Genomic DNA, 23,995 nt, shown 5'->3' on the forward strand with positions numbered 1-23,995 from the left:
CCATCCGGGAGAATAATTTTTATATTAAAGCAGAGTTGAAATAGCTTGGCAGAGATACGATTATCGTTTAAGTGAGCATATTTTGTACATTACAAGTGGGGGGATTTTGAAATATATTAAAGATAGAATGAGTGGCATGCTGACATATCAAAAATCCCTGCACCATTATTTGGGTGAAGGGATTTGAAAATAATTTTGAATTACGATGAAATATGTGTGTATTTATTCATCTAATACTTTAAGTTACTAAATATTTTTCTTCTTGAAAATAAATACTACAAGTATTAAGAAAATAGAAATATAAGCAATATTACCAATAAACAATTCATGAAGTTCTAATTTCGTCGACTTACTAAAGCCTTTTTCAACTGTTTGAAGCATAATATTCATCATATTAATAGGATTCCACTTTAGCCAGTCTATTTTTTCTAAAAGTGCCGTTTGAATAACTGCTAAAATAGAACTTGCAAAATAAAAAACAATACCTACAGCAATGGCTACACCCGTTGAATTAGTTGCAGATGATAATAGCAACGTTAAGCTTAAAACTAACCAAACACCAACAAATGTACCTAAACTAACTAATAATAATTGATTCAATAAAGATAATTGATTACCGCTACTTTCAAATATATTTAAATCATTAAAGAATAAAGACCCAATAACAATTGAAGCAATAATTGTAATAACAAAATAAATTAAAGAAATAATAAATAATGTGATGATTTTGCTAACAATCATAGTTGTTCTTGAATATTCACGATAGAGTAAATTTTTAATCGTACCGTAATGAAATTCCATTGAAATGATTGTACTTGCTTGAATAATTAATAAAAATGCAAACCATGAAAAACCATTATAAGCAGATGTAAAAGATTCCTGTGGTGTAAAAATTTCATTGTATTTTGTAGCAATATAACCTTGAGCAACCATTAGTAGAATAAAGACAATAGGTGCGATAAAAGTTGATTTCTTTTTAAATAATTTGAAACATTCTTGTTTAATTAAAGTTCCCATTTTATGCTTGATCCTCCCTTTCTATGATGTCTAGTAATACATTTTCTAAATCATTATCTTTAAATTGTTTAAGTTCTTCTTCCGATGTTTCTGTAACAATTTTACCTTTGTTAATAATAAGGATAGAGTTTGTGATTTTAACTAATTCACTTAAAATATGACTCGAAATTAAGAAAGTGACACCTTCTTGCGCTTTTTGGACAATCAATTCACGTACATCTCGCACAGCTTTTGGATCTAAGCCATTCATTGGTTCATCTAAGATAATAAATTGAGGTTCATTTAAAAATGCTATAGCAATTCCTAATTTTTGTTTCATACCAAGAGAATACGTTTTAGCTTTTTTATGAATGTATTCATCCATATGAAGTTGTGAGACAATTTTATCGATATCTTGAGTGTTTTTTGATTCATTCAATAACTTCAAGTTTTCATATCCAGACATAAAAGGATATATTCCTGGATTTTCAATCAATGCACCGATATTGCTTTTGCTATCCTTGCTGTTAATAACATTAAAATTCCCGCTTTGGAAACTAGAGTAACCTAATATAACTTTCATTAAAGTTGTTTTACCTGCACCATTCGCTCCAACAAGACCAACTATTTGTCCGCGTTTCAGCTTAAATGATACATCGTCGAGAATCGTTTTATTACCTATCTTCTTTGTTAAATGTTCTATTGTTAAAACATCCATATCACTATCTCCTTTGCTATTAAATAATCTGAATCTTAAGATTATATATACAAAATTAATTTTATCACATAGCAAGTGTTATAAAAATATGGATTTAAAAAACTTAAATAATATAAAATATAAATATTAATATGAGTATTTTTGCAGCATGCAAATGGCATTGCTAAATTTATTAAAATGCGCAATTTGTTATGAGTGACTTTTTTGAATAGAAGACATATTAAAGTGACGAAAACAGTTTGTGTGGAAGACAGGGTAAATTCTGCTTATATAAAATGATAGTTTGTATTATAGATGGATTTGTGAGATGGGTATACGGAATTAAATAAGTAATAAGTAAGATAGGTTGTGTGACTGAATATTTTCTTAAGTTTTAGGTTGTCAAATTAAGTGCAACAATTCGCCACATAAAAATTAAAAAAGGGAATTTCCAATCAAAACATTTTTTGGGGAATTCCCTTTTTAATAGTACTCATTATTATCTTTTAATAAAACTTCTATATTCATACAATGAAATAATATTTGATGATATAGATCATATTGTCAATATTTGTAAATGTGTATAATATCCCAATATCTTATAACAAAATGCATTTTAGGTTTTTTATGAAATGTAATGCGTATTGTGCTTAATATTATAACACGCATGTATAAAATGAATTATATAAAGGGTGATAAATGTTAACTAAGTTCGTATTCTATTTATAATTTCACTTAATTTTTTTAAGCTTTGGTCAATTTCTTCCTTGTCGATATATGAGTATGAAAAGCGGATATAGCTTTTAGAGTTAATGTCATATATTTCTCCTGGGTGTATTAGTATATTTTCTTTTATTGCTTCGTTAAATAAGAGCTTTATATTTACTGGAACAGATAGCTTAAACCAGATATAAAATGAGCCTTGGGGTTCATTCCAATATCCAAACTTAGATAGATGTTTCTTTAATGACTTTATAAAAATAGATTTTCGTAATTTTAGTTCGATTTTTAATTTATATAAATGATCTTCATGATAATTACTTAACCACGTTGTGGCAATATACTGTGATATAGAACTTGCACCATAATCATTTTGCATTTTTAAATCGGCTAAATGATGAATTACTTTTTCATCTGCTATAATCCAACCAATACGTAAACCGGGACTTACAGTTTTAGATAAACTACCTAAATATAAAACATTATCACTATTTTTTAAAGCTTTCATAGAAATTTGTTGGTTAGGGCTGAACCATAAATCAGAGTATATACTATCTTCCACAATTGGAATACCTTCTTTATGACATTGATCTATAATTTTTTGCTTCTCTTCTTTACTATAAGTATTTTGAGTAGGGTTATGCAGCGTAGGTATACAGTAAAAAATACTGTGCCTATAATCACTATTTAATTTAAAGATATTGTTAATATTCTGTTTGATGTAATTGATGGACAAAGGAATAATTTTCGCTCTGATATTATGCCAAGTACGTATGGAATTAATGTATGATGGTGTTTCAATTATAATTTTAGATTGTGGAATTAACAGTCCGTCTGCAATTAGTTTTAAACCTTGTACAGCACCGGATGTAATACATATATTATTGATATTACAATCAACTCCTCTTCGCTTCATATACTTTACTATTTCTATCCTTAACTTTAGATTTCCTTTAGGTTCTTCATAGTTAGTTTGTAAAGATTCTTCAATATCATTAGTTAATATTTTTTAAATATATGGTTTGGAATTAGTTTTGGTGATAGTTCTCCAGTACCTAATCGGACGATATCAGTATTAAATTCTATTTCATTAATTTTTTGAATATAATACTGGTTATTTTTAGAAAAGCTGTTGCCTATATAATCTTGCCAATGAATATTATTGGTAATATAAGAATTCCATTTATACTGGGATACATAAATACCTTTTTTTTCAATTGTATCTAAGATGCCATAGCTTTTTAGAATATCTAAAGCTTGTATAACTGTGGATTTATTTACATTATAGTACTTAGCTAATTTTCTTTGCGAGTACAATTTATCTCCAGGAGATAAAATACCGTTGTTAATTTTATTAATAATATCATCAATAATTTTTTTATATTGAAATTTAGTCATAAATGTCATCCTCAATCTGGTTGGAATTTTTATTAGAATCTGGTAGGTTTTTTAATTTTCAGATTATTATAACATATTAAATAAGGGAGGCGGTTAAATTGACACTAAAATTAGAAAAAGCTGTATTTTCAATGGAGATAAAAAAAGATTTGAAGTTATTAATGAAAAAGGATAATTACCACAATATTTTCGCTTTGATTTTTGACTGGTTGGTAATTCTCGGGAGTGCATGTATAAGTATCTATATGAGTAATCTCATTATTTATATTATAAGTATTATTTTAATTGGAAGTCGAATGAGGGCGTTTGATAACTTAATGCACGAAGCATGTCATCGTTCATTATTTACAAATAAGTTTTATAATAAATGGATTGCTTGTCTTTTAGTAGCATTCCCTATATTTACAAGCTTTACTACATATTGTAATTCTCATTTTAAACATCATAGAAATTTATGGGATGAGGAAAAAGACCCAGATACTAAACGATATCGCATTGTAGGTTTAGATAAGCCGCAAAAAGATGTGAAAAAATTTATAATTAATCACATTGTAAAGGTACTATTTTTATTCCATGTGCCTAAATATGTTTTAGGTACAGTTTCAGCTAACTTATACAGTAGGGATACACCTAAATCAGAAATATGGACTAGAAATATTTTCTGGGTAACAATTATTACGTTATCAATTATGTTTAATTTTTGGTTATATGTTATTCTTTATTGGTTTATACCACTTTTAACAACTTTTCAGATTATTCGTTATTGGGCAGAAATGGCTGAACACTCTGGATTGAATAATGATAGTGAGTTAACAGCAAGTCGGAATACTTTTGGTATGCCTTGGACAATATTTTTATTTCATCCTCACCATGATAATTTTCACTTAGTTCACCATTTATTCCCAGCAATTCCACATTATAATTTGAAAAAAGCACATATTATATTAATGAAAGATCAAAAATATAGAGAAGCACACCATTGTACTGGGTTCTTCAAGACGACACTACCGGGTTTTTATAGTGTAGTAAAAGATATTTGTACACCGAACATTGTTGGGAAGGGGGAGGATGCGAATTGATACAACCAGTTTTACACGGTATTTTATTAGCATTGGGGCTTATTTTGCCCCTAGGAGCGCAAAACGTGTTTGTATTTAATCAAGGTGCTAATCAAAAAAAAATGATAAACGCATTGCCGGTTGTTATAACGGCTGGATTATGTGACACTTTTTTAATAATAATTGCTGTACTGGGTGTTTCACTAATATTAATGTCATTACCAGTTCTACAATTATTTATTTATATAGTTGGTTTGTTTTTTCTATTGTACATGGCTTGGTCTTTATGGAAAGAAAAGCCTAACACTCTAGAGAACTATGAACCGATGAGTACAAAAAAGCAAATAGGTTTTGCTATATCTGTTTCGTTGTTAAATCCACATGCAATTATGGATACAGTTGGTGTAATTGGATCAAGCGCATCTGTCTATTCTGGTTTAGAAAAGATACTTTTTTGTATTGCCACAATTATGGTTTCTTGGCTATGGTTTTTTCTGTTAGCAATATTAGGTAAGGTTTTAGGTTCTATAGATAGAACAGGTAAATATATATTATTTTTAAATAAAATCTCTAGTATAATAATAATTGCTGTTAGTATTGTTATTGTAAAAAATATATTAAAGTTAATTTTATAATATAAAAGTGCATATTAGTTATAATTGGAAAAACAGTAAGTGATATTTAAAAATGAAAAGATTTTAATATTATAATTAATCTTGAGGTGTTGAGCTCCTTAGAATTAGTTGACAAAAAAGATTGGAAATCTTAACTGAAAAAATGTAACATTATTATGAAATTATATAAAAATATAAAGAAGAACCTCGGAGGAATAAATTCGAGGTTCTTCTTTATGCTAACAACAATATTATTTTACTCTCTTACGTTTGCCAATGTAACGTATAGCAAAGTAAATGACTGCGATAATGATGACAACATACATAATACGTGAATATGTATGAAGACCAGTCATCAACATACCAAAGCTATCGCTCAACGTGCGTCCTAGTAAAATTAAACCGAAGTTCCAAATTGTTGTACCTATTAATGAAATAACGGTAAATGTCACAACATTCATGCGGTTTACACCGGCTGGAATGGTAATCAATACACGTAATACAGGTATAAAACGACAGATAAATACAGCCCATACGCCATACTTTTTAAACCAATCATTTGCTCGCTTTAAATCCTTACTTTTCAATTTAATCCACTTACCGTGTCGATCAATAAAGCGATATAGACGTTCTTCTGAAATCAAACGACAGATATAATATAAAATTAACAGTCCTATAAACGATGCGATGGTTGCAATAATAAATAAGGTTAAAATTGATAAATGTGATTTAACAGACATAAGACCAGCAAATGTTAGAATAATTTCCGATGGTACGATAGGTAAAACATTTTCTAATAAAATTAATATAAAAATGGCTGCATACCCAAAACGACTAATAAATTCAGTGATAATTTGTTCCATTATTAAAAATAAGCTCCTTTAATTTTCAGCAATTGCAGACAAATAGAAACTGGATAAATTCAAATGAATAATGAATGATGTCGTATGCGATGTTGAAACAAGCATTTGTCTTAAAATGTATTATAAGCAATAAATCAAAAAATTGCTTGCTATAAGTACGAAAAGTCAACAAATGATCATCTAAATAACAGGCGCTGCACAATGAATGAGTAATGTAGTTTTATGCAATTTAAAATGAATGTCAAATATGTAAGAAAGCCTGCAATATACGTTTTAAAACACTAGTATTGCAGTATTTTTAATTAACAAATGATAGGCTACTATGTAACTAAAAGTTCCTTTATATCGTTTTAATAGCAAAAGTTAAGCGGAATTTAATAAAATTTTTATAGATTCTATTGTAAACGCTTTCCATGTCTGATAATATTATAAAAAATAACTTTGGTACAATTTTGTGACAAAGTAGGGGTGGACATGCCAGATGTCCGAAAATTTTAACGTTTCAGGGTAAGTTTTAAAAAATTAATTAATTAGGGAAGTAGGAATAGTTATGAAGGAAAAACGAACTAACGTAAGGTGGATGTTCGCGCTTGCGTTCTTCTTTATTGGGGTTATTGCGTATATGGATAGAGCAAACATTTCATATATCGCTAAGCAAATGATGGATGATTTAGGGATGACAAAACCACAATTTGGTTTATTGGCATCATTCTTCTCTCTAGGTTATGCATTAATGCAAGTACCATCGGGGATGTTGGCTGAAAAATTCGGTCCACGTAAGATGATTACAATTGCATTAGTTTGGTGGAGTGCATTTACAATCTTAACGGGTATGATTAAGAACCACGGTTTAATTTATTTAGTGAGATTCTTATTTGGTGTAGGTGAGGCGCCAATGTACCCTTCTAATGCTGTGTTTAACTCATTTTGGTTCTCTAAAAATGAAAAAGGTAGAGCATCAAGTGCATTATTAGCAGGATCATATTTCGGACCTGTATTAGCACCAATAGTTACAATTGCTATTGTTAACGCATTTAACTGGCAAGCAGTATTTTATATTTTTGGTGCAGTAGGGATTTTAATGGCTGTATTATGGGCGATTATTGCTAAAGACTTACCTGAGCAACATAGAATGGTTAATGAAGCGGAGAAACGTTTCATTATGGAAAACCGTGATATCGTAGCTACTGAAAAGTCATCACCACCATGGAATGATTTCTTTAAACGTTTTAGCTTCTATGCAATTGCAATTCAATACTTTGTTGTACAATTTATCATTACATTATTCTTAATTTGGTTACCGACGTATTTAACAGAAGTATTCCACGTTAACTTTAAAGAAATGAGCATTAGTTCATTACCTTGGTTATTAATGTTCTTCTTAATCTTATCAGCGGGTGCAATTTCTGACCGTGTATTAGGATTAGGTCGTTCAAAATTCGTAGCTAGAGGTGTAATTGCAATCGCAGGATTTATTGTATTTGCAGTTTCAATTATCTTTGCTGTACGTACAGGAAATTTATATGTAAGTATTTTCTGGTTATCACTAGGTCTTGGTGGTATCGGTATTTCAATGGGTATGAGTTGGGCAGCAGCAACTGATTTAGGACGTAACTTCTCTGGTACAGTATCAGGATGGATGAACTTATGGGGTAATATAGGTGCATTAATCAGTCCGCTATTAGCAGGTCTATTCGTAGAACATTTAGGTTGGACAATGACATTCCAATTGTTAATCGTTCCAGCAGTAATCGCTGTGATTATGTGGTTCTATGTGAAACCAGATCAACCTTTAATTGTTAGTGATGATAAAGCAATAGAAAAATAATTTAATCATGCAATAAGCTTTCACATAGTTGGGGCTTATTGCTTTTTTCGTTGAAATTGAAAAATTTTAAAACAGATATGGTTTAAGATGAACGGGAAGTTATTAAAATAATATATGTAGAAGAAATAAAGTTTTAAAACCTTAGTCAGGTAACTATTGTAAAAGTACAAATAAATTTTAACTAGCGCAAAGGTGGGCGACCAAAGGTTCAACGATGTTAAATAACATTAGAAAATAATTTTAATTGGACTTTAAAAGTTTTTAAATTTAGATAATTGAGCATAAGGTGTTATAATGACATATGTTGCGTAATTGAAATTTATAGCAACATACTCAAATTAACTATGCTAATAAAATGATTATGGAAATATTTTGACGAGGAAGGGAGAAGTCGAAATGACATCTTTTTGACATCACTTATAAAAATTAATCGACTTAACTTAGACTTTTATAAAGGGATAAGACAAGGACTGTTAATGATTATTCCTGCAATCATCGGTTACTTATGTGGTAATTTCCAATTTGGATTATTAGTTGCAACCGGAACTCTAGCACATATCTACGTTTTTAAAGGTCCGTCGCGATCTAAGCTGCGAACTGTAATAATTTGTAATTTAGCGTTTGCAATATGCATGATACTTGGTACGCTAACAGCCACAACGCCGCTCGTTTTTGGAATGACATTATTAATTGTTACGGTTATACCATTTTATATATTTACCGCCTTGAAAATTGCTGGACCGTCATCGACATTCTTCATTGTGACATTCAGTTTACCCATTAACTTACCTATAGCACCTGAAGAAGCATTATATAGAGGCTTTGCGATTTTAGTAGGTGGTGTACTTGCCACTATGATGGTACTCATCACAATCTTATTGTCTAAAAACAAAGCTGAAGAACAAGCCATTCAAAACGATTTTAAACTCATATCTAAGTTATTGCATGCTTACAATGATAAATCTGCATTTTCACAAGTAGCAAAAACAGCGGTGGATAGTTTTAAAGCGTCGGATAAACTACTCATCACTTCTAATTCAAGTAGTGATAAATTAAGCGGACGTTTCCAAAAATTATTGTTATTACACACATCAGCACAAGGGATATATTCTGAATTATTAGAGCTGAATGCTAAACAAATCAGACCATTGCCAGATGAGTTAATTGAAATGATGGATCATATCATTACACAGCGAGATGATCGCAATAAAAATGTGAGATATTGGCGCAAAGAAGTAACAGTAACAGAGGAATTTCAAAACTTATTCAACCATATCTTGAAAATTGACGAAATGGTGCATGCAAATGAAGCACGTATCGCATATGAAGCTGAAATGCGAAAACCTTTATATAGTAAGCGTATTTATCAAAATTTAACATTAGATTCAATCGTGTTTAGAAATACATTGAGGTATGCAGCGATTATGATGATAGCGATATTTATCGCGTTAATGTTCGATTTTGAAAAAGCATATTGGATACCTTTATCCGCACATACAGTATTATTAGGAACATCAACTATACATGCAATTGAGAGAGGTATGGCACGTGGATTAGGCACCATTTTAGGTGTGCTAGTACTTTCAGTTATATTGTTGTTTTCAATACCAACACCTGTTGCAGTCATTTTAATGGGCATTGCAGCATTATTTACTGAAGCGTTGGTGGGAGCAAATTATACAATTGCAGTAGTTTTTATTACAATACAAGTTATTTTAATGAACGGATTAGCATCACAGAACTTAACAATTAACATTGCGTTTCCAAGAGTTATTGACGTTGCAATGGGTATTGTGATTGCAATCATAGGTTTATTTGTCCTTGGGCAACGTACCGCATCCGCATTGCTTCCTTATGTAATGGCTGAAGTTGTTCGTAAAGAAGCAACGCTCTTCCATTATTTATTTTCTGAAAACCAATATAAAGATGATGTGTATCAGAAAAACACGGCTATGAACCTATCTGTGAAATTAAATAATATGACGCAAGTTTATAATGCAGCTAATGGTGAATTATTTAGTGATAAAACATTGATTCAAAATTATTATCCTAGCTTATTCGCATTAGAAGAAATTAGCTTTATGTTAAATAGAGCCATGGCTAATGAAGATAGACTTACAATAAATGAACAATTAATGGGCGAGTATTTAGCAACATTTGAAAACATCGCTAAGCATTTAGAATTAAATACAGAATTAGAAATAAAGATATTACCAGATTTACCACAGTATAATTATATTCAATCAGCAATGATGAATATTCAACACAATGGTTTTCGTGAGAGAGACAAGAACGTTTAAAATAAATTATTTATCAGGTCAGACTAACGTTTGTCTGAAGTTATTATGACGGGAGTCTAAAAAATTGTGTTTAATATGTTTCATTTTATAATTATGGTGGCATTTAACATGAATTATAACATATTGGAGGTTAAGGAAATGCCCTTTACAATGAAAGGTTACCCCGAAAAATGGAAAGAATTTGAAGTAATTAAACGGCAAAAGGCGATAGAAATTGCGAATGCAATGTTAAAAGAAGGATATCTTGAAAAAGATGTTGTTCCTATTGCGGCGAAAAAAGCGAAAGATTGGTATCGAGCGTTATCGAAAGAAGAAATCAAAGCATTAGAAGAAGAGAACTTCGTACAATTCCATACAGCAACAATGGAAAAACCAGAGGTGGATAGTGAATATGCAACAACTGATAATGAAGAACATATTCAAGAACAATCAAATCAAGATAAATCGTACTTTGATAGCGAATCAATTGGCAACCAAAGTGGTGGCGTTCGACAAAGAGAACCGCTTATGGATGGTCCGCATCCAAAAGTTGTGGAATCATTTAAAGACGTATAACATCTCTATCAATTAAGCACTTGTACCTATATAACGGTAACAGGTGTTTTTTTGCGTTAAATCATTTTAAAATTACTTCCTATAATTGAAGGTTTTGATACATAATTCGAATTGTTTGAGTTTCTTTGTGCTGTTTCAGTATCAGCCCAAAGTTCGATAGTGTATTAGTATTATCTTAATAAAATGTTAGGTACAATAAAGATGATTATATATCGGAGGTAAGTATAAAAATGTATGTAGATCGAAAACCATCACTATATTTAGAGGATTTGCGACATGATTTTAAAAATAGTTTAAGTAAATTTGAAAATGGTGATGAAGCATTTGATACGTTATTAGGTTTCGTAGAGTTAGATCATATTTATTCATCAGCACTAAAGGAAATAAGCACAAAACTGAGTATTTTAGATGACAATTTCAATCACATTTATAAACACAATCCTATACATCATATGGAGCGACGTGTGAAAGAAATGCGTAGTTTAATAGAAAAGCTTAATCGTAAAGGATTACAGATTAGCGCAGAAACTGCCAAAGAACATATACTGGATATTGCGGGAATTCGCGTAGTATGTAATTACTTAGATGATATTTATTTGATTGAAGAGATGTTGCTTAAACAAGAAGACGTACAATTGATAAAACGTAAAGATTATATTCAGCACCCTAAAGAAAATGGTTACCGCAGTTTACATATCGTTGTATCCATTCCAGTCTTTTTAGCAGAACGCGTTGAGGTATTGCCTGTTGAAATTCAAATTAGAACAATAGGTATGGATATGTGGGCAAGTTTAGAACATAAAATACGTTATAAAAACAAGGCAGAGACGGAAAAGTATCGAGATTTATTGAAAGAATGTGCGACAGAGATTACTGAAGTTGAAAATAAATTACAACAAATTCATTCTGAAATAACAGAGTAGACGTTTAGTAGGTGTGTTGCTTAATTTGAGTGATTTTGTAAATCAACATGGTATGAAATCACAAAAATAAGACGCCTAGTATAATAAATTTCTTAAAAATGTGGAAATTATACTTGCTCGTGACGTCGGGTCATCAACTATGGTGATTGTAGGAGGTGGAATCTATGTCTAACTATTCGACTGGAGAACTCGCAAAATTATGCAATGTGACAACACGAACGATTCAATATTATGATCGCAAAGGTATTTTGAAACCACAAGGATTTACAGAAGGAAAGCGTCGTGTGTATACAGAACAACAGCGACAAACATTAGAGTTAATCTTATTACTTAAAGATTTAGGTTGTGCGTTAAGCGATATAGATATGTTGCTAAAAGGTGAAGGTACTTTGAAGACACTCAATACCTTACTAACTATGAAACAACAAGAAATTAATCAACAAGTCAAACAGCAACAAGCGGTATTAGACAAAATTAAAAATGTTCAATATTACGTAAATGAAGCGTCGACGTCTCCAATCACACATTTAAAAGACATAGAGCATGTCATGAGTAAATCAGCTGAAATGAAAAGTATTCGTCGTAACATTTGGATTAGTGCTGGTATTATAGGAATAATTCAATATTCTAGCATTTTGAGTTCAATCTTGATGAAAAACAAATGGCCGTTCTTAATTGCTTTACCATTTATGATCGGTTATGGCATTGGTATTACTATCTACTATCAACGCAAAGTTGCCTATTTATGCCCTAACTGCCAGCATATATTCTCACCGTCTTTGTGGGCAGTTATCAAAGCGAAACATACTGCGACAACACGTCGATTCGAATGTCCAAACTGTCATGAAACGCATTATTGCATTGAAGTACCTAAAACACATATGGGTACAGAATAATTAGACACATCCCACATACAACATAACAATTAAATCATTCGTGTGATAGTGACCATTCCCTTTAAATTTACATTGAAGAGGGGTGGTCACTATTTTATTACGCGTAAAGAAAGCGCTTGCAAACACTTAAGAACTATATTAACATACTTGTATACAAGTATGTCGTGTAATGAAGGAGTGGCTTTGATGATGTATGGATATCCAGAGAAATGGTTGGAAGGTATGACAACTGGAGAAGGTATCGCAGCAGAATTACGCTTAGGCATTGTGAATGGTCACATAGCTGAAGGTACGTTACTCACTGAAAATCAAATGGCAAAGCAATTTAATGTGAGTCGTTCGCCAATTCGAGATGCATTTAAATTATTGCAACAAAATCAACTCATCCAATTAGAAAGAATGGGTGCACATGTGTTGCCGTTTGGGGAACAAGAAAAGAAAGAAATGTACGATTTGCGACTGATGTTAGAGTCATTTGCATTTTCAAGAGTTAAAAATCAAGAGCGACTACCTATCGTAAAAGAAATGAAGAAACAACTTGAAATGATGAAAGTGGCAGTAAAATTTGAGGATGCAGAATCATTTACGAAGCATGACTTTGAATTTCATGAAACATTAATCAAAGCATCTAATCATCAATATTTAAACTCATTTTGGAGTCATTTAAAACCAGTAATGATGGCGCTCGTTTTAACATCCATGCGACAACGTATGCAACAAAACCCGCAAGATTTTGAACGCATACATCATAATCATCAAGTGTTTATTGATGCAGTGGAACAATACGACAGTCAAATTTTGAAAGAAGCGTTTCATTTAAATTTCGACGATGTTGGTAAAGATATTGAAGGATTTTGGTTGAATTAAAATGAAAAGAAAGAAGGATTTGTCATGAAATATATGATTGGTGTCGACATTGGAACGACGAGTACCAAGTCAGTCTTATATGATGAAAATGGAACTTTCATCATGAAACATCAAATCGGCTATGATTTACACACACCAAACGTTGATGTCTCAGAAGAAAACCCAGATGAATTATTTGATGCGGTATTAATGACAATTAAATACATAATGAGGGAATCGAAAGTTAATCAAGATGATATTAAATTTGTGTCATTTAGTGCGCAAATGCATAGCTTGATTGCGATGGATCAGCAACATCAAAGATTAACAAATAATATTACTTGGGCAGATAACCGCGCTGCAAAATATGCAACAGTAATAAATGAAGTGCATGATGGCAATGCGATTTATCAGCGAACAGGTACGCCTATTCATCCTATGTCGCCATTAGCGAAGATTTTTTGGATGAAACATGAATGGCAAGATGTATTTCAACGAACTGCTAAGTTTGCAGATATTAAAACATACATTTTCTATCATTTATTTGATAGATATATCATTGATTATTCAATGGCTTCCGCAACAGGGATGTTTAATTTAGAAACATTAGATTGGGATGTTGGGGCATTAGAATTGCTTGGTATTTCCGAGGAAATGTTGCCGGAATTAGTGCCAACAACGTATGTGATGAAAGGTATGAAAGAACGTTATGCAACATTAATGGGGCTTAATGAAGATACACCGTTTGTTATTGGTGCGAGTGATGGGGTCCTTTCTAATTTGGGTGTCAATAGTGTTGGTAAAGGAGAAGTTGCTGTCACAATCGGTACATCTGGGGCGATTCGTACTGTGATAGATAAACCACGTACTGATTACAAAGGTAGAATATTTTGTTATGTCTTAACAGAGGACCACTACGTCATTGGAGGCCCTGTAAATAATGGTGGTGTCGTATTGAGATGGTTGCGCGATGAGTTGTTAGCAAGCGAAGTCGAAACTGCGAAACGTCTCGGTGTTGATCCTTATGATGTTTTAACTCAAATTGCAAAGCGTGTTAAACCAGGTGCAGATGGTTTAATATTCCATCCCTATTTAGCTGGAGAACGTGCACCGCTTTGGAACGCAAATGCAAGAGGTTCATTCTTCGGTTTAACTTTATCTCATAAAAAAGAACATATGATTCGCGCTGCATTAGAAGGTGTTCTTTACAATTTGTATACCGTCTATCTTGCGCTTATTGAAGTAATGAATGAAACACCTAAGATGATAAAAGCAACAGGTGGTTTTGCGAAAAGTGAAGTATGGCGTCAAATGATGTCAGATATATTTGACACAGAGTTAGTGGTTCCTGAAAGTTATGAAAGTTCATGCTTAGGTGCCTGCGTACTCGGGCTTAAAGCTGTAGGTGACATTGAAGATTTTTCAATCGTTTCATCGATGGTCGGTGCCACAAACAATCATACGCCGATTGAAGAAAATGTCGCTGTTTATCAAGAGCTCGTATCCATTTTTATCAATTTAAGTCGTTCTTTAACAGAGAATTATGAACAAATTGCAGATTTTCAACGCAAACATATGGCTGAAAATAAAACACAATAAATACGTCACTCAAGCATCTTAGATAAAGTTGTTGTGCCATGACTACTATATATTATGTGGAATACGTGCGCGACGACGGTGTTACATTCTATTGAAAAGAGAAAGAGGGGAATGTCATGTTTAACGAAATATGGCCGTTAATCAGTGTTGTTTTAGGTATAATTATTTTATTAGTATTAATCATTGGGTTTAAATTAAATACATTTATTTCATTAATTATCACATCGATGATTACAGCGTTAATGCTAGGTATACCATTGACTAAAATTATGGAGACGATTGAGAAAGGGATGGGCAGTACGCTCGGCCACATTGCACTGATATTCGGTTTAGGTGCCATACTTGGGAAATTACTTGCTGATGGTGGTGGTGCAACTCGAATTGCAGACACGTTGATTCAAAAATTTGGTCAAAAACATGTACAATGGGCAATGCTTGTTGCAGCATTTATCGTCGGGATTGCATTGTTCTTTGAAGTAGGTTTAGTCTTACTGATTCCATTAGTATTTACAGTAGCAAAACGCGCAAATGTTTCAGTGTTAAAACTAGGATTACCTATGGTAACAGCTTTATCAGTGACACATGGCTTTTTACCACCACATCCAGGACCGGTAGTCATCGCAAAAGAATTAAAGGCGAATGTAGGAGATGTATTACTATACGGTATGATTATTGCCATTCCAGTTACACTCATTGCAGGACCTATATTTAACAAAGTTGCACAAAAAATGATTCCGTCTGCGTATACACGAGAAGGCGATATTTCAGCGTTAGGTGCACAAAAAGAATTTACGGATCAAGAGATGCCAGGATTTGGTATGAGTTTATTAACAGCAACATTACCAGTCATATTAATGTTAGTGTCTACGATAACGCAACTTGTAACCGGGCACGACAAACCTACAAATCTATTTGAATCTATCATTTATATGATCGGAACAGCAGGGACAGCCATGCTAATAGCAGTATTATTTGCAATCGTTACGATGGGATTAATGAGAAAACGTAAGATGAATCATATTATGGAATCAGTGACGAATGCGATTTATCCAATCGGAATGATGTTATTGATTATTGGCGGTGGCGGTACATTTAAACAAGTATTAATTGACGGTGGTGTCGGAAATACAATTGCTAAAATGTTTGAAGGTACAGAGATGTCTCCGATTTTACTAGCTTGGATTGTTGCAGCTGTGCTACGTATCGCATTAGGTTCGGCTACAGTAGCTGCGATTTCAACTACAGGTATTGTCTTACCATTATTACAATCATCAGATGTAAATGTTGCATTAGTTGTACTAGCGATTGGTGCAGGTAGTGTGATTTTGTCTCATGTTAATGACGCAGGATTCTGGATGTTTAAAGAATATTTTGGTTTAACTGTAAAAGAAACATTCCTAACATGGTCATTATTAGAAACGATTATTTCCGTTTCAGGTATCATCTTCATTTTATTCATCAGCTTATTTGTTTAACTAAATATTAAGTAAACGTGTTTTTAGGTAATTACAATATATTGCCTCGAAACACGTTTATTTTTATGCAGAAAATCGTCTGAAATACTCAGAATCCGAACGATATAAAAATATATTGGTTGTTTTAGTGTAATGAAAGGCGTTTCAAGACATGTTTTTGTGCGTATTGTACAGGCGATAATTATGAAACGTTTAGTATGTTGTTTTAAATTAGATAATGATGAATTTAATTTAAAAAATAAGTATAAAAAATACAAGCCTTGTGTGACAAGGGTTTCTGACGACTTGGATACAATTTATAAGTATATTTCAAATAATAAAATTATCAATTAACATAAAATTAATGACAATCTTAACTTTTCATTAACTCGCTTTTTTGTATTGCTTTTAAAAACCGAACAATATAGACTTGCATTTATTAAGTTTAAAAAAATTAATGAATTTTGCATTTAAAGGGAGATATTATAGTGAAAAACAATCTTAGGTACGGCATTAGAAAACATAAATTGGGAGCAGCATCAGTATTCTTAGGAACAATGATCGTTGTTGGGATGGGACAAGATAAAGAAGCTGCAGCATCAGAACAAAAGACAACTACAGTAGAAGAAAATGGGAATTCAGCTACTGATAATAAAGTAAGCGAAACACAAACAACTACAACTAACGTTAATACTATAGATGAAACACAATCATACAGCGCAACAGCAACAGAACAACCGTCAAACGCAACACAAGTAACAACTGAAGAAGCACCAAAAGCAGTACAAGCGCCACAAACTGCACAACCAGCAAATGTAGAAACAGTTAAAGAAGAGGTAGTTAAGGAAGAAGCGAACCCTCAAGTTAAGGAAACGACACAATCTCAAGACAATAGCGGAGATCAAAGACAAGTAGATTTAACACCTAAAAAGGCTACACAAAATCAAGTAGCAGAAACACAAGTTGAAGTGGCACAGCCAAGAACGGCATTAGAAAGTAAGCCACGTGTGACAAGATCAACAGATGTAGCGGAAGCTAAGGAAGCTAGTGACGCGAAAGTGGAAACGGGTACAGATGTGACAAGTAAAGTTACAGTGGAAGATGAAAGTAAAATTGAAGCGCCAAAAGGAAATAATGTTCAGCCTCATGAAGGGCAACGTGTAGTATTAAAGTATAAACTGAAATTTCAAGATGGGTTGAAAACAGGCGATTATTTTGATTTTACATTATCAAATAATGTAAATACACATGGTGTAGCAACTACAAGAAAAGTTCCAGATATTAAAAATGGATCATTAGTTATGGCTAAAGGTCAGGTATTAGATAATGGCCGAATTAGATATACATTTACTGATTACATCAAAGATAAAGTAAATGTTACAGCTAATTTAGAAATAAACTTATTCATAGATCCTAAAACTGTACAAAGCAATGGACAACAAACAATAACTTCAAAATTAAATGGCAAAGAAACATCAGGAACTATGCAAATAACATATAAAGATGGTGTTAAAAATCAATATACAAATGTAAATGGTTCGATTGAAACGTTTGACAAAGAAAAAAATAAATTTACACACGTAGCATATATTAAGCCTATAAATGGAAACAATTCAGATAGTGTTACTGTAACGGGTATGTTGACACAAGGAAGTAATGAGAATGGAACACAACCAAATGTTAAAATATATGAGTATGTTGGAGTTGAAAATGGGCTACCACAAAGTGTTTATGCAAATACAGTGGACAGCACACAATTGAAAGATGTAACGAATCAAATGGGTGATAAATTGAAAGTACAAAACAATGGTAGCTACTCATTAAATTTTGACAAATTAGATAAAACATATGTAATTCATTACACCGGAGATTACTTAAATGGTACGAGTGAAGTGAACTTTAGAACTCAATTAACTGGATACCCTGAAAATCGCTATAAAACATATTATTATTATAACAATGGCTATACATTAACATGGGATAATGGATTAGTTTTATATAGTAATAAAGCTAATGGTGATGGAAAATATGGTCCAATCGTAGACTCCAATAACTTTGAGTTCTCTGAAGATAGTGGTAATGGTTCAATCAGCGGACAATACGATGCGAAGCAAATTATTGAAACAGAAGAAAATCAAGACAATACACCGCTTGACATTGATTACCACACAGCTATAGATGGTGAAGGTGGTTATGTTGATGGATACATTGAAACAATAGAAGAAACGGATTCATCAGCTATTGATATCGATTACCATACTGCTGTGGATAGCGAAGCGGGTCACGTTGGAAGATACACTGAGTCCTCTGAGGAATCAAATCCAATTGACTTTGAAGAATCTACACATGAAAATTCAAAACATCACGCTGATGTTGTTGAATATGAAGAAGATACAAACCCAGGTGGTGGCCAAGTAACAACTGAGTCTAACTTAGTTGAATTTGACGAAGAGTCTACAAAAGGTATTGTAACTGGCGTAGTGAGCGACCATACAACAGTTGAAGATACGAAAGAATATACAACTGAAAGTAATCTGATTGAACTAGTAGATGAACTACCTGAAGAACATGGTCAAGCACAAGGACCAATCGAGGAAATTACTGAAAACAATCATCATATTTCTCATTCTGGTTTAGGAACTGAAAATGGTCACGGTAATTATGGCGTGATTGAAGAAATCGAAGAAAATAGCCACGTTGATATTAAGAGTGAATTAGGTTATGAAGGTGGCCAAAATAGCGGTAACCAGTCATTCGAGGAAGACACAGAAGAAGACAAACCGAAATATGAACAAGGTGGTAATATCGTAGATATCGATTTCGACAGTGTACCTCAAATCCAAGGTCAAAATAATGGTAACCAGTCATTCGAAGAAGATACAGAGAAAGACAAACCTAAGTATGAACAAGGTGGTAACATCATTGATATCGACTTCGACAGTGTGCCACAAATTCATGGATTCAATAAGCATAATGAAATTATTGAAGAAGATACAAACAAAGATAAACCTAATTATCAATTCGGTGGACACAACAGTGTTGATTTTGAAGAAGATACACTTCCAAAAGTAAGTGGTCAAAATGAAGGTCAACAAACGATTGAAGAAGATACAACGCCGCCAACACCAGAAGTACCGAGTGAGCCGGAAACACCAACGCCACCGACACCAGAAGTACCAAGTGAGCCGGAAACGCCAACACCACCGACACCAGAAGTACCAAGTGAGCCGGAAACACCAACGCCACCGACACCGGAAGTACCGAGTGAGCCAGAAACACCAACGCCACCGACACCGGAAGTACCGAGTGAGCCAGAAACACCAACGCCACCGACGCCAGAAGTACCAAGTGAGCCAGGCACACCAGTACCACCAACACCAGAGGTACCAGCTGAACCTGGTAAACCAGTACCACCCGCAAAAGATGAACCTAAAAAACCTTCTAAGCCAGTGGAACAAGGTAAGGTAGTAACACCTGTTATTGAAATCAATGAAAAGGTTAAAGCAGTGGCACCAACTAAACAAAAACAATCTAAGAAATCTGAACTACCTGAAACAGGTGGAGAAGAATCAACAAACAAAGGTATGTTGTTCGGCGGATTATTCAGCATTCTAGGTTTAGCATTATTACGCAGAAATAAAAAGAATCACAAAGCATAATCAATCCAAAATTGACAGGTTTATTTCATAATTTATATGAAGTAAGCCTGTTTTTTTTAGATTAAATCAAATTTCTACATAGAAAATTAGAGTGTTTTCTGATTGCTTCATCTGTTTATGTCTGATGATTGATAACGAACTGAGAGATAAAGTTAGAATTTAAAACTAGTTTGTAAGTACAAATTAGATTGGATCAATAAGACAAATTTGATAAATGCAATTATTAACTAGATGCAAATTTAGTTAAATTTAAAATGTCGTCTTGAAATACGGCTGTTTCTGTATAAATAATCATTAAAATCAAATAAAAACCGAACGATATAAAAATTATAGTGACGTTATTAATACAATGAAAGGCGTTTCAGTGACTTGTTAATGATGCATTGTACAGGCGATTATTATGTATGCTTTAGTATATTGTTTTAAATTAGATGAATTTGAATTTAATTTAAAAAGTAAGTATAAAAAATACAAGCTCGTTATATCAAGGTATTCAAGAGTTTTGTATGCAATATATATGTGTGTTCCAAATAATAAAAAACCCATTATACATAAAGTTAACAACAATCTTAACTTTTTATTAACTCGGTTTTTTTTATTGCTTTTAAAAACCGAACAATATAGAATTGCATTTATTGAGTTAAAAAATAAATGAATTTTACATTTAAGGGAGAATATTATAGTGAAAAGCAATCTTAGATACGGCATAAGAAAACACAAATTGGGAGCGGCCTCAGTATTCTTAGGAACAATGATCGTTGTTGGAATGGGACAAGAAAAAGAAGCTGCAGCATCGGAACAAAACAATACTACAGTAGAGGAAAGTGGGAGTTCAGCTACTGAAAGTAAAGCAAGCGAAACACAAACAACTACAAATAACGTTAATACAATAGATGAAACACAATCATACAGCGCGACATCAACTGAGCAACCATCACAATCAACACAAGTAACAACAGAAGAAGCACCAACAACTGTGCAAGCACCAAAAGTAGAAACCGAAATGAAATTACAAGAAGATTTACCATCGGAAAAAGTTGCTGATAAGAAAACTACAGGAACTCAAGTTGACACAGCTCAACCAAGTAACGTCTCAGAAATTAAACCAAGAATGAAAAGATCGGCTGACGTTGCAGAAGTGGCAGAGAAAGAAGTAGTGGGAGAAGCTAAAGCGACAGGTACAGATGTAACAAGTAAAGTGAAAGTTACTGAAAGCTCTTTAGAAGGACATAATAAAGATTCGAATATTGTTAATCCGCATAATGCTCAAAGAGTAACTTTAAAATACAAATGGAAATTTGGAGAAGGAATTAAGGCAGGAGATTATTTTGATTTCACATTAAGTGATAATGTTGAAACACATGGTATATCAACACTGCGTAAAGTTCCAGAGATAAAAAATTCAACAGAAGATAAAGTTATGGCAATAGGTGAAGTTATAGCTGAACGTAAAATTCGTTATACATTTACTGATTATATAGATAACAAAAAAGATTTAACTGCTGAATTATCTTTAAATCTATTTATTGACCCTACAACAGTGACAAAGCAAGGAAAACAAAAAGTCGAAGTAACACTAGGTGATAAAACGATTGAAAAAGAGTTCGATATCAAATATTTAGACGGTGTTAAAGATAGAATGGGTGTTACTGTTAATGGGCGAATTGATACTTTAAATAAAGCAGATGGGAAATTTAGCCATTTTGCGTATGTGAAACCTAACAACCAGTCGTTAAGCTCTGTCACAGTAACTGGTCAAGTAACATCTGGATATAAACAAAATGCTAATAAGCCAACAGTCAAAGTATATAAACACATTGGTTCGGATGAATTAGCTGAAAGTGTTTATGCAAAGCTTGATGATGTCAATAAATTTGAAGATGTGACTGAGAAAGTAAATCTATCTTACACAAGTAATGGTGGGTACACATTGAACCTTAGCGATTTAGATAATTCGAATGACTATGTAATTAAATATGAAGGTGAATATGATCAAAATGCTAAGGATCTAAATTTCCGAACACATCTTTCAGGTTATCATAAAAATTACCCATACTATCCTTATTACTCGTATTATCCAGTTCAATTAACTTGGAACAACGGCGTTGCATTTTACTCTAATAATGCTCAAGGCGATGGTAAAGATAAACCAAATGATCCTATCATTGATAAGAGTGAACCAATTGAATTAGACATTAAATCAGAGCCGCCAGTGGAGAAGCATGAATTGACTGGTACAATCGAAGAAAGTAACGATTCTAAGCCAATTGATTTTGAATATCATACAGCTGTTGAAGGTGCAGAAGGTCATGCTGAAGGTATTGTAGAAACTGAAGAAGATTCTATTCATGTAGACTTTGAAGAATCGACACATGAAAATTCAAAACATCACGCTGATGTTGTTGAATATGAAGAAGATACAAACCCAGGTGGCGGTCAGGTTACTACTGAATCTAACTTAGTTGAATTTGACGAAGAGTCTACAAAAGGTATTGTAACTGGCGCAGTGAGCGACCATACAACAGTTGAAGATACGAAAGAATATACAACTGAAAGTAATCTGATTGAACTAGTAGATGAACTACCTGAAGAACATGGTCAAGCACAAGGGCCAGTCGAGGAAATCACTGAAAACAATCATCATATTTCTCATTCTGGTTTAGGAACTGAAAATGGTCACGGTAATTATGGCGTGATTGAAGAAATCGAAGAAAATAGCCATGTTGATATTAAGAGTGAATTAGGTTACGAAGGTGGCCAAAATAGCGGTAATCAGTCATTCGAGGAAGACACAGAAGAAGACAAACCTAAGTATGAACAAGGTGGTAACATCATTGATATCGACTTCGACAGTGTGCCACAAATTCATGGATTCAATAAGCATAATGAAATTATTGAAGAAGATACAAACAAAGATAAACCTAATTATCAATTCGGTGGACACAACAGTGTTGATTTTGAAGAAGATACACTTCCAAAAGTAAGCGGTCAAAACGAAGGTCAACAAACGATTGAAGAAGATACAACGCCGCCAACACCACCGACACCAGAGGTACCAAGTGAGCCAGGCACACCAACACCGCCAACGCCAGAAGTGCCAAGTGAGCCAGGTAAGCCAACACCACCAACACCAGAGGTACCAGCTGAACCTGGTAAACCAGTACCACCTGCTAAAGAAGAACCTAAAAAGCCTTCTAAACCAGCGGAACAAGGTAAAGTAGTAACACCTGTTATTGAAATTAATGAAAAGGTTAAAGCAGTGGCACCAACTAAACAAAAACAATCTAAGAAATCTGAACTACCTGAAACAGGTGGAGAAGAATCAACAAACAAAGGTATGTTGTTCGGCGGATTATTCAGCATTCTAGGTTTAGCGTTATTACGCAGAAATAAAAAGAATCACAAAGCATAATCAATCTAAAATTGACAGGTTTATTTCATAAATTATATGAAGTAAGCCTGTTTTTTAAAATTAAATCAAATTTCCCAAGAAATAATTACATACTCAATGACACTATGAAGGCGTTCTAATTAGTGTTAAAATGACGTTGATACATAGATTTAATACTTAGGAAAAGGAGCACATTAA

The 23,995-nt window shown here is 32.9% G+C and carries 15 protein-coding genes and 2 pseudogenes; 13 read left to right on the forward strand and 4 right to left on the reverse strand.

The features are described from left to right. Positions 1 to 246: 246 nt before the first annotated feature. The 3 genes and pseudogenes from NST10_RS10885 to NST10_RS10895 all read right to left on the reverse strand — a co-directional run bounded on the left by NST10_RS10885 (position 247) and on the right by NST10_RS10895 (position 3,811). Positions 247 to 1,017 carry an ABC transporter permease gene (locus NST10_RS10885; protein WP_000536961.1) on the reverse strand — a complete coding sequence of 257 codons (771 nt, stop codon included), beginning with the start codon at positions 1,015 to 1,017 and terminating at the stop codon, positions 247 to 249. A 1-nt stretch (position 1,018) separates the two neighbouring features. Next, positions 1,019 to 1,714, reverse strand: coding sequence for an ATP-binding cassette domain-containing protein (locus NST10_RS10890; RefSeq protein ID WP_000382892.1), 696 nt, complete (start codon positions 1,712 to 1,714; stop codon positions 1,019 to 1,021). Between the two features lie 685 nt (positions 1,715 to 2,399). Then, positions 2,400 to 3,811 (reverse strand): annotated as a pseudogene (locus NST10_RS10895) (PLP-dependent aminotransferase family protein). A gap of 98 nt (positions 3,812 to 3,909) precedes the next feature. Here NST10_RS10895 and NST10_RS10900 point away from each other — a divergent pair. Both NST10_RS10900 and NST10_RS10905 read left to right on the forward strand, forming a co-directional pair. Then, the gene (locus NST10_RS10900) at positions 3,910 to 4,890 is read left to right on the forward strand and encodes a fatty acid desaturase family protein (protein WP_000172879.1); all 981 of its coding nucleotides are present in this window, start codon (positions 3,910 to 3,912) and stop codon (positions 4,888 to 4,890) included. Beyond that, the gene (locus tag NST10_RS10905) at positions 4,887 to 5,504 is read left to right on the forward strand and encodes a LysE family transporter (protein ID WP_000615895.1); all 618 of its coding nucleotides are present in this window, start codon (positions 4,887 to 4,889) and stop codon (positions 5,502 to 5,504) included. Before NST10_RS10900 ends, NST10_RS10905 begins: the two co-directional genes overlap by 4 nt. 230 nt (positions 5,505 to 5,734) lie before the next feature. Here the strand turns inward: NST10_RS10905 and NST10_RS10910 are convergent, their stop codons facing one another. Then, on the reverse strand, positions 5,735 to 6,346 hold the full coding sequence (locus tag NST10_RS10910) for a DedA family protein (RefSeq protein WP_000435044.1): 612 nt from the start codon (positions 6,344 to 6,346) through the stop codon (positions 5,735 to 5,737). A 550-nt stretch (positions 6,347 to 6,896) separates the two neighbouring features. Between NST10_RS10910 and NST10_RS10915 the strand changes: the two genes are divergently transcribed. The 11 genes and pseudogenes from NST10_RS10915 to fnbB all read left to right on the forward strand — a co-directional run bounded on the left by NST10_RS10915 (position 6,897) and on the right by fnbB (position 23,818). Next, entirely contained in the window at positions 6,897 to 8,174 is a 1,278-nt protein-coding gene (locus tag NST10_RS10915; protein WP_000660709.1) for an MFS transporter, read from the forward strand. Positions 8,175 to 8,650: 476 nt separating this feature from the next. Next, positions 8,651 to 10,474 (forward strand): FUSC family protein, encoded by a 1,824-nt coding sequence (locus NST10_RS10920; protein WP_000586376.1) that lies wholly within the window; start codon positions 8,651 to 8,653, stop codon positions 10,472 to 10,474. A gap of 138 nt (positions 10,475 to 10,612) precedes the next feature. Continuing rightward, the gene (locus NST10_RS10925) at positions 10,613 to 11,029 is read left to right on the forward strand and encodes a DUF2188 domain-containing protein (protein WP_001117052.1); all 417 of its coding nucleotides are present in this window, start codon (positions 10,613 to 10,615) and stop codon (positions 11,027 to 11,029) included. 230 nt (positions 11,030 to 11,259) lie between these two features. Continuing rightward, positions 11,260 to 11,952 carry a GTP pyrophosphokinase family protein gene (locus NST10_RS10930; protein ID WP_000289134.1) on the forward strand — a complete coding sequence of 231 codons (693 nt, stop codon included), beginning with the start codon at positions 11,260 to 11,262 and terminating at the stop codon, positions 11,950 to 11,952. 164 nt (positions 11,953 to 12,116) lie between these two features. After that, positions 12,117 to 12,848, forward strand: coding sequence for a MerR family transcriptional regulator (locus NST10_RS10935; RefSeq protein WP_000074001.1), 732 nt, complete (start codon positions 12,117 to 12,119; stop codon positions 12,846 to 12,848). Positions 12,849 to 13,034: 186 nt separating this feature from the next. After that, positions 13,035 to 13,715, forward strand: a complete 681-nt coding sequence (locus NST10_RS10940) for a GntR family transcriptional regulator (RefSeq protein WP_000990133.1) — start codon at positions 13,035 to 13,037, stop codon at positions 13,713 to 13,715. A 24-nt stretch (positions 13,716 to 13,739) separates the two neighbouring features. Beyond that, positions 13,740 to 15,293 carry a gluconokinase gene (gene gntK, locus NST10_RS10945; protein WP_000876646.1) on the forward strand — a complete coding sequence of 518 codons (1,554 nt, stop codon included), beginning with the start codon at positions 13,740 to 13,742 and terminating at the stop codon, positions 15,291 to 15,293. Positions 15,294 to 15,409: 116 nt separating this feature from the next. Further along, positions 15,410 to 16,768, forward strand: a complete 1,359-nt coding sequence (locus tag NST10_RS10950; protein ID WP_000481410.1) for a gluconate:H+ symporter — start codon at positions 15,410 to 15,412, stop codon at positions 16,766 to 16,768. A gap of 381 nt (positions 16,769 to 17,149) precedes the next feature. Beyond that, a pseudogene (locus NST10_RS10955) lies at positions 17,150 to 17,252 on the forward strand (hypothetical protein). Continuing rightward, positions 17,236 to 20,406 carry a fibronectin-binding protein FnbA gene (gene fnbA, locus NST10_RS10960; RefSeq protein WP_339209814.1) on the forward strand — a complete coding sequence of 1,057 codons (3,171 nt, stop codon included), beginning with the start codon at positions 17,236 to 17,238 and terminating at the stop codon, positions 20,404 to 20,406. Before NST10_RS10955 ends, fnbA begins: the two are co-directional and overlap by 17 nt. 682 nt (positions 20,407 to 21,088) lie before the next feature. Continuing rightward, the gene (gene fnbB / locus NST10_RS10965) at positions 21,089 to 23,818 is read left to right on the forward strand and encodes a fibronectin-binding protein FnbB (protein WP_339209816.1); all 2,730 of its coding nucleotides are present in this window, start codon (positions 21,089 to 21,091) and stop codon (positions 23,816 to 23,818) included. The last annotated feature ends 177 nt before the right edge of the window (positions 23,819 to 23,995 follow it).

Origin of the sequence: Staphylococcus sp. FSL W8-0305 (genome assembly GCF_037966415.1) — a bacterium.
Taxonomy (GTDB): Bacteria; Bacillota; Bacilli; order Staphylococcales; family Staphylococcaceae; genus Staphylococcus; species Staphylococcus aureus.

Excerpts from the sequence above, each read along its gene's own strand:
- NST10_RS10890 (WP_000382892.1), bottom strand. The coding sequence starts at position 1,714 with ATGGATGTTTTAACAATAGAACATTTAACAAAGAAGATAGGTAATAAA.
- NST10_RS10885 (WP_000536961.1), bottom strand. The coding sequence starts at position 1,017 with ATGGGAACTTTAATTAAACAAGAATGTTTCAAATTATTTAAAAAGAAA.
- NST10_RS10915 (WP_000660709.1), top strand. The coding sequence starts at position 6,897 with ATGAAGGAAAAACGAACTAACGTAAGGTGGATGTTCGCGCTTGCGTTC.
- NST10_RS10935 (WP_000074001.1), top strand. The coding sequence starts at position 12,117 with ATGTCTAACTATTCGACTGGAGAACTCGCAAAATTATGCAATGTGACA.
- NST10_RS10930 (WP_000289134.1), top strand. The coding sequence starts at position 11,260 with ATGTATGTAGATCGAAAACCATCACTATATTTAGAGGATTTGCGACAT.
- NST10_RS10920 (WP_000586376.1), top strand. The coding sequence starts at position 8,651 with ATGATTATTCCTGCAATCATCGGTTACTTATGTGGTAATTTCCAATTT.
- NST10_RS10910 (WP_000435044.1), bottom strand. The coding sequence starts at position 6,346 with ATGGAACAAATTATCACTGAATTTATTAGTCGTTTTGGGTATGCAGCC.
- NST10_RS10940 (WP_000990133.1), top strand. The coding sequence starts at position 13,035 with ATGATGTATGGATATCCAGAGAAATGGTTGGAAGGTATGACAACTGGA.
- NST10_RS10950 (WP_000481410.1), top strand. The coding sequence starts at position 15,410 with ATGTTTAACGAAATATGGCCGTTAATCAGTGTTGTTTTAGGTATAATT.
- gntK (WP_000876646.1), top strand. The coding sequence starts at position 13,740 with ATGAAATATATGATTGGTGTCGACATTGGAACGACGAGTACCAAGTCA.
- NST10_RS10925 (WP_001117052.1), top strand. The coding sequence starts at position 10,613 with ATGCCCTTTACAATGAAAGGTTACCCCGAAAAATGGAAAGAATTTGAA.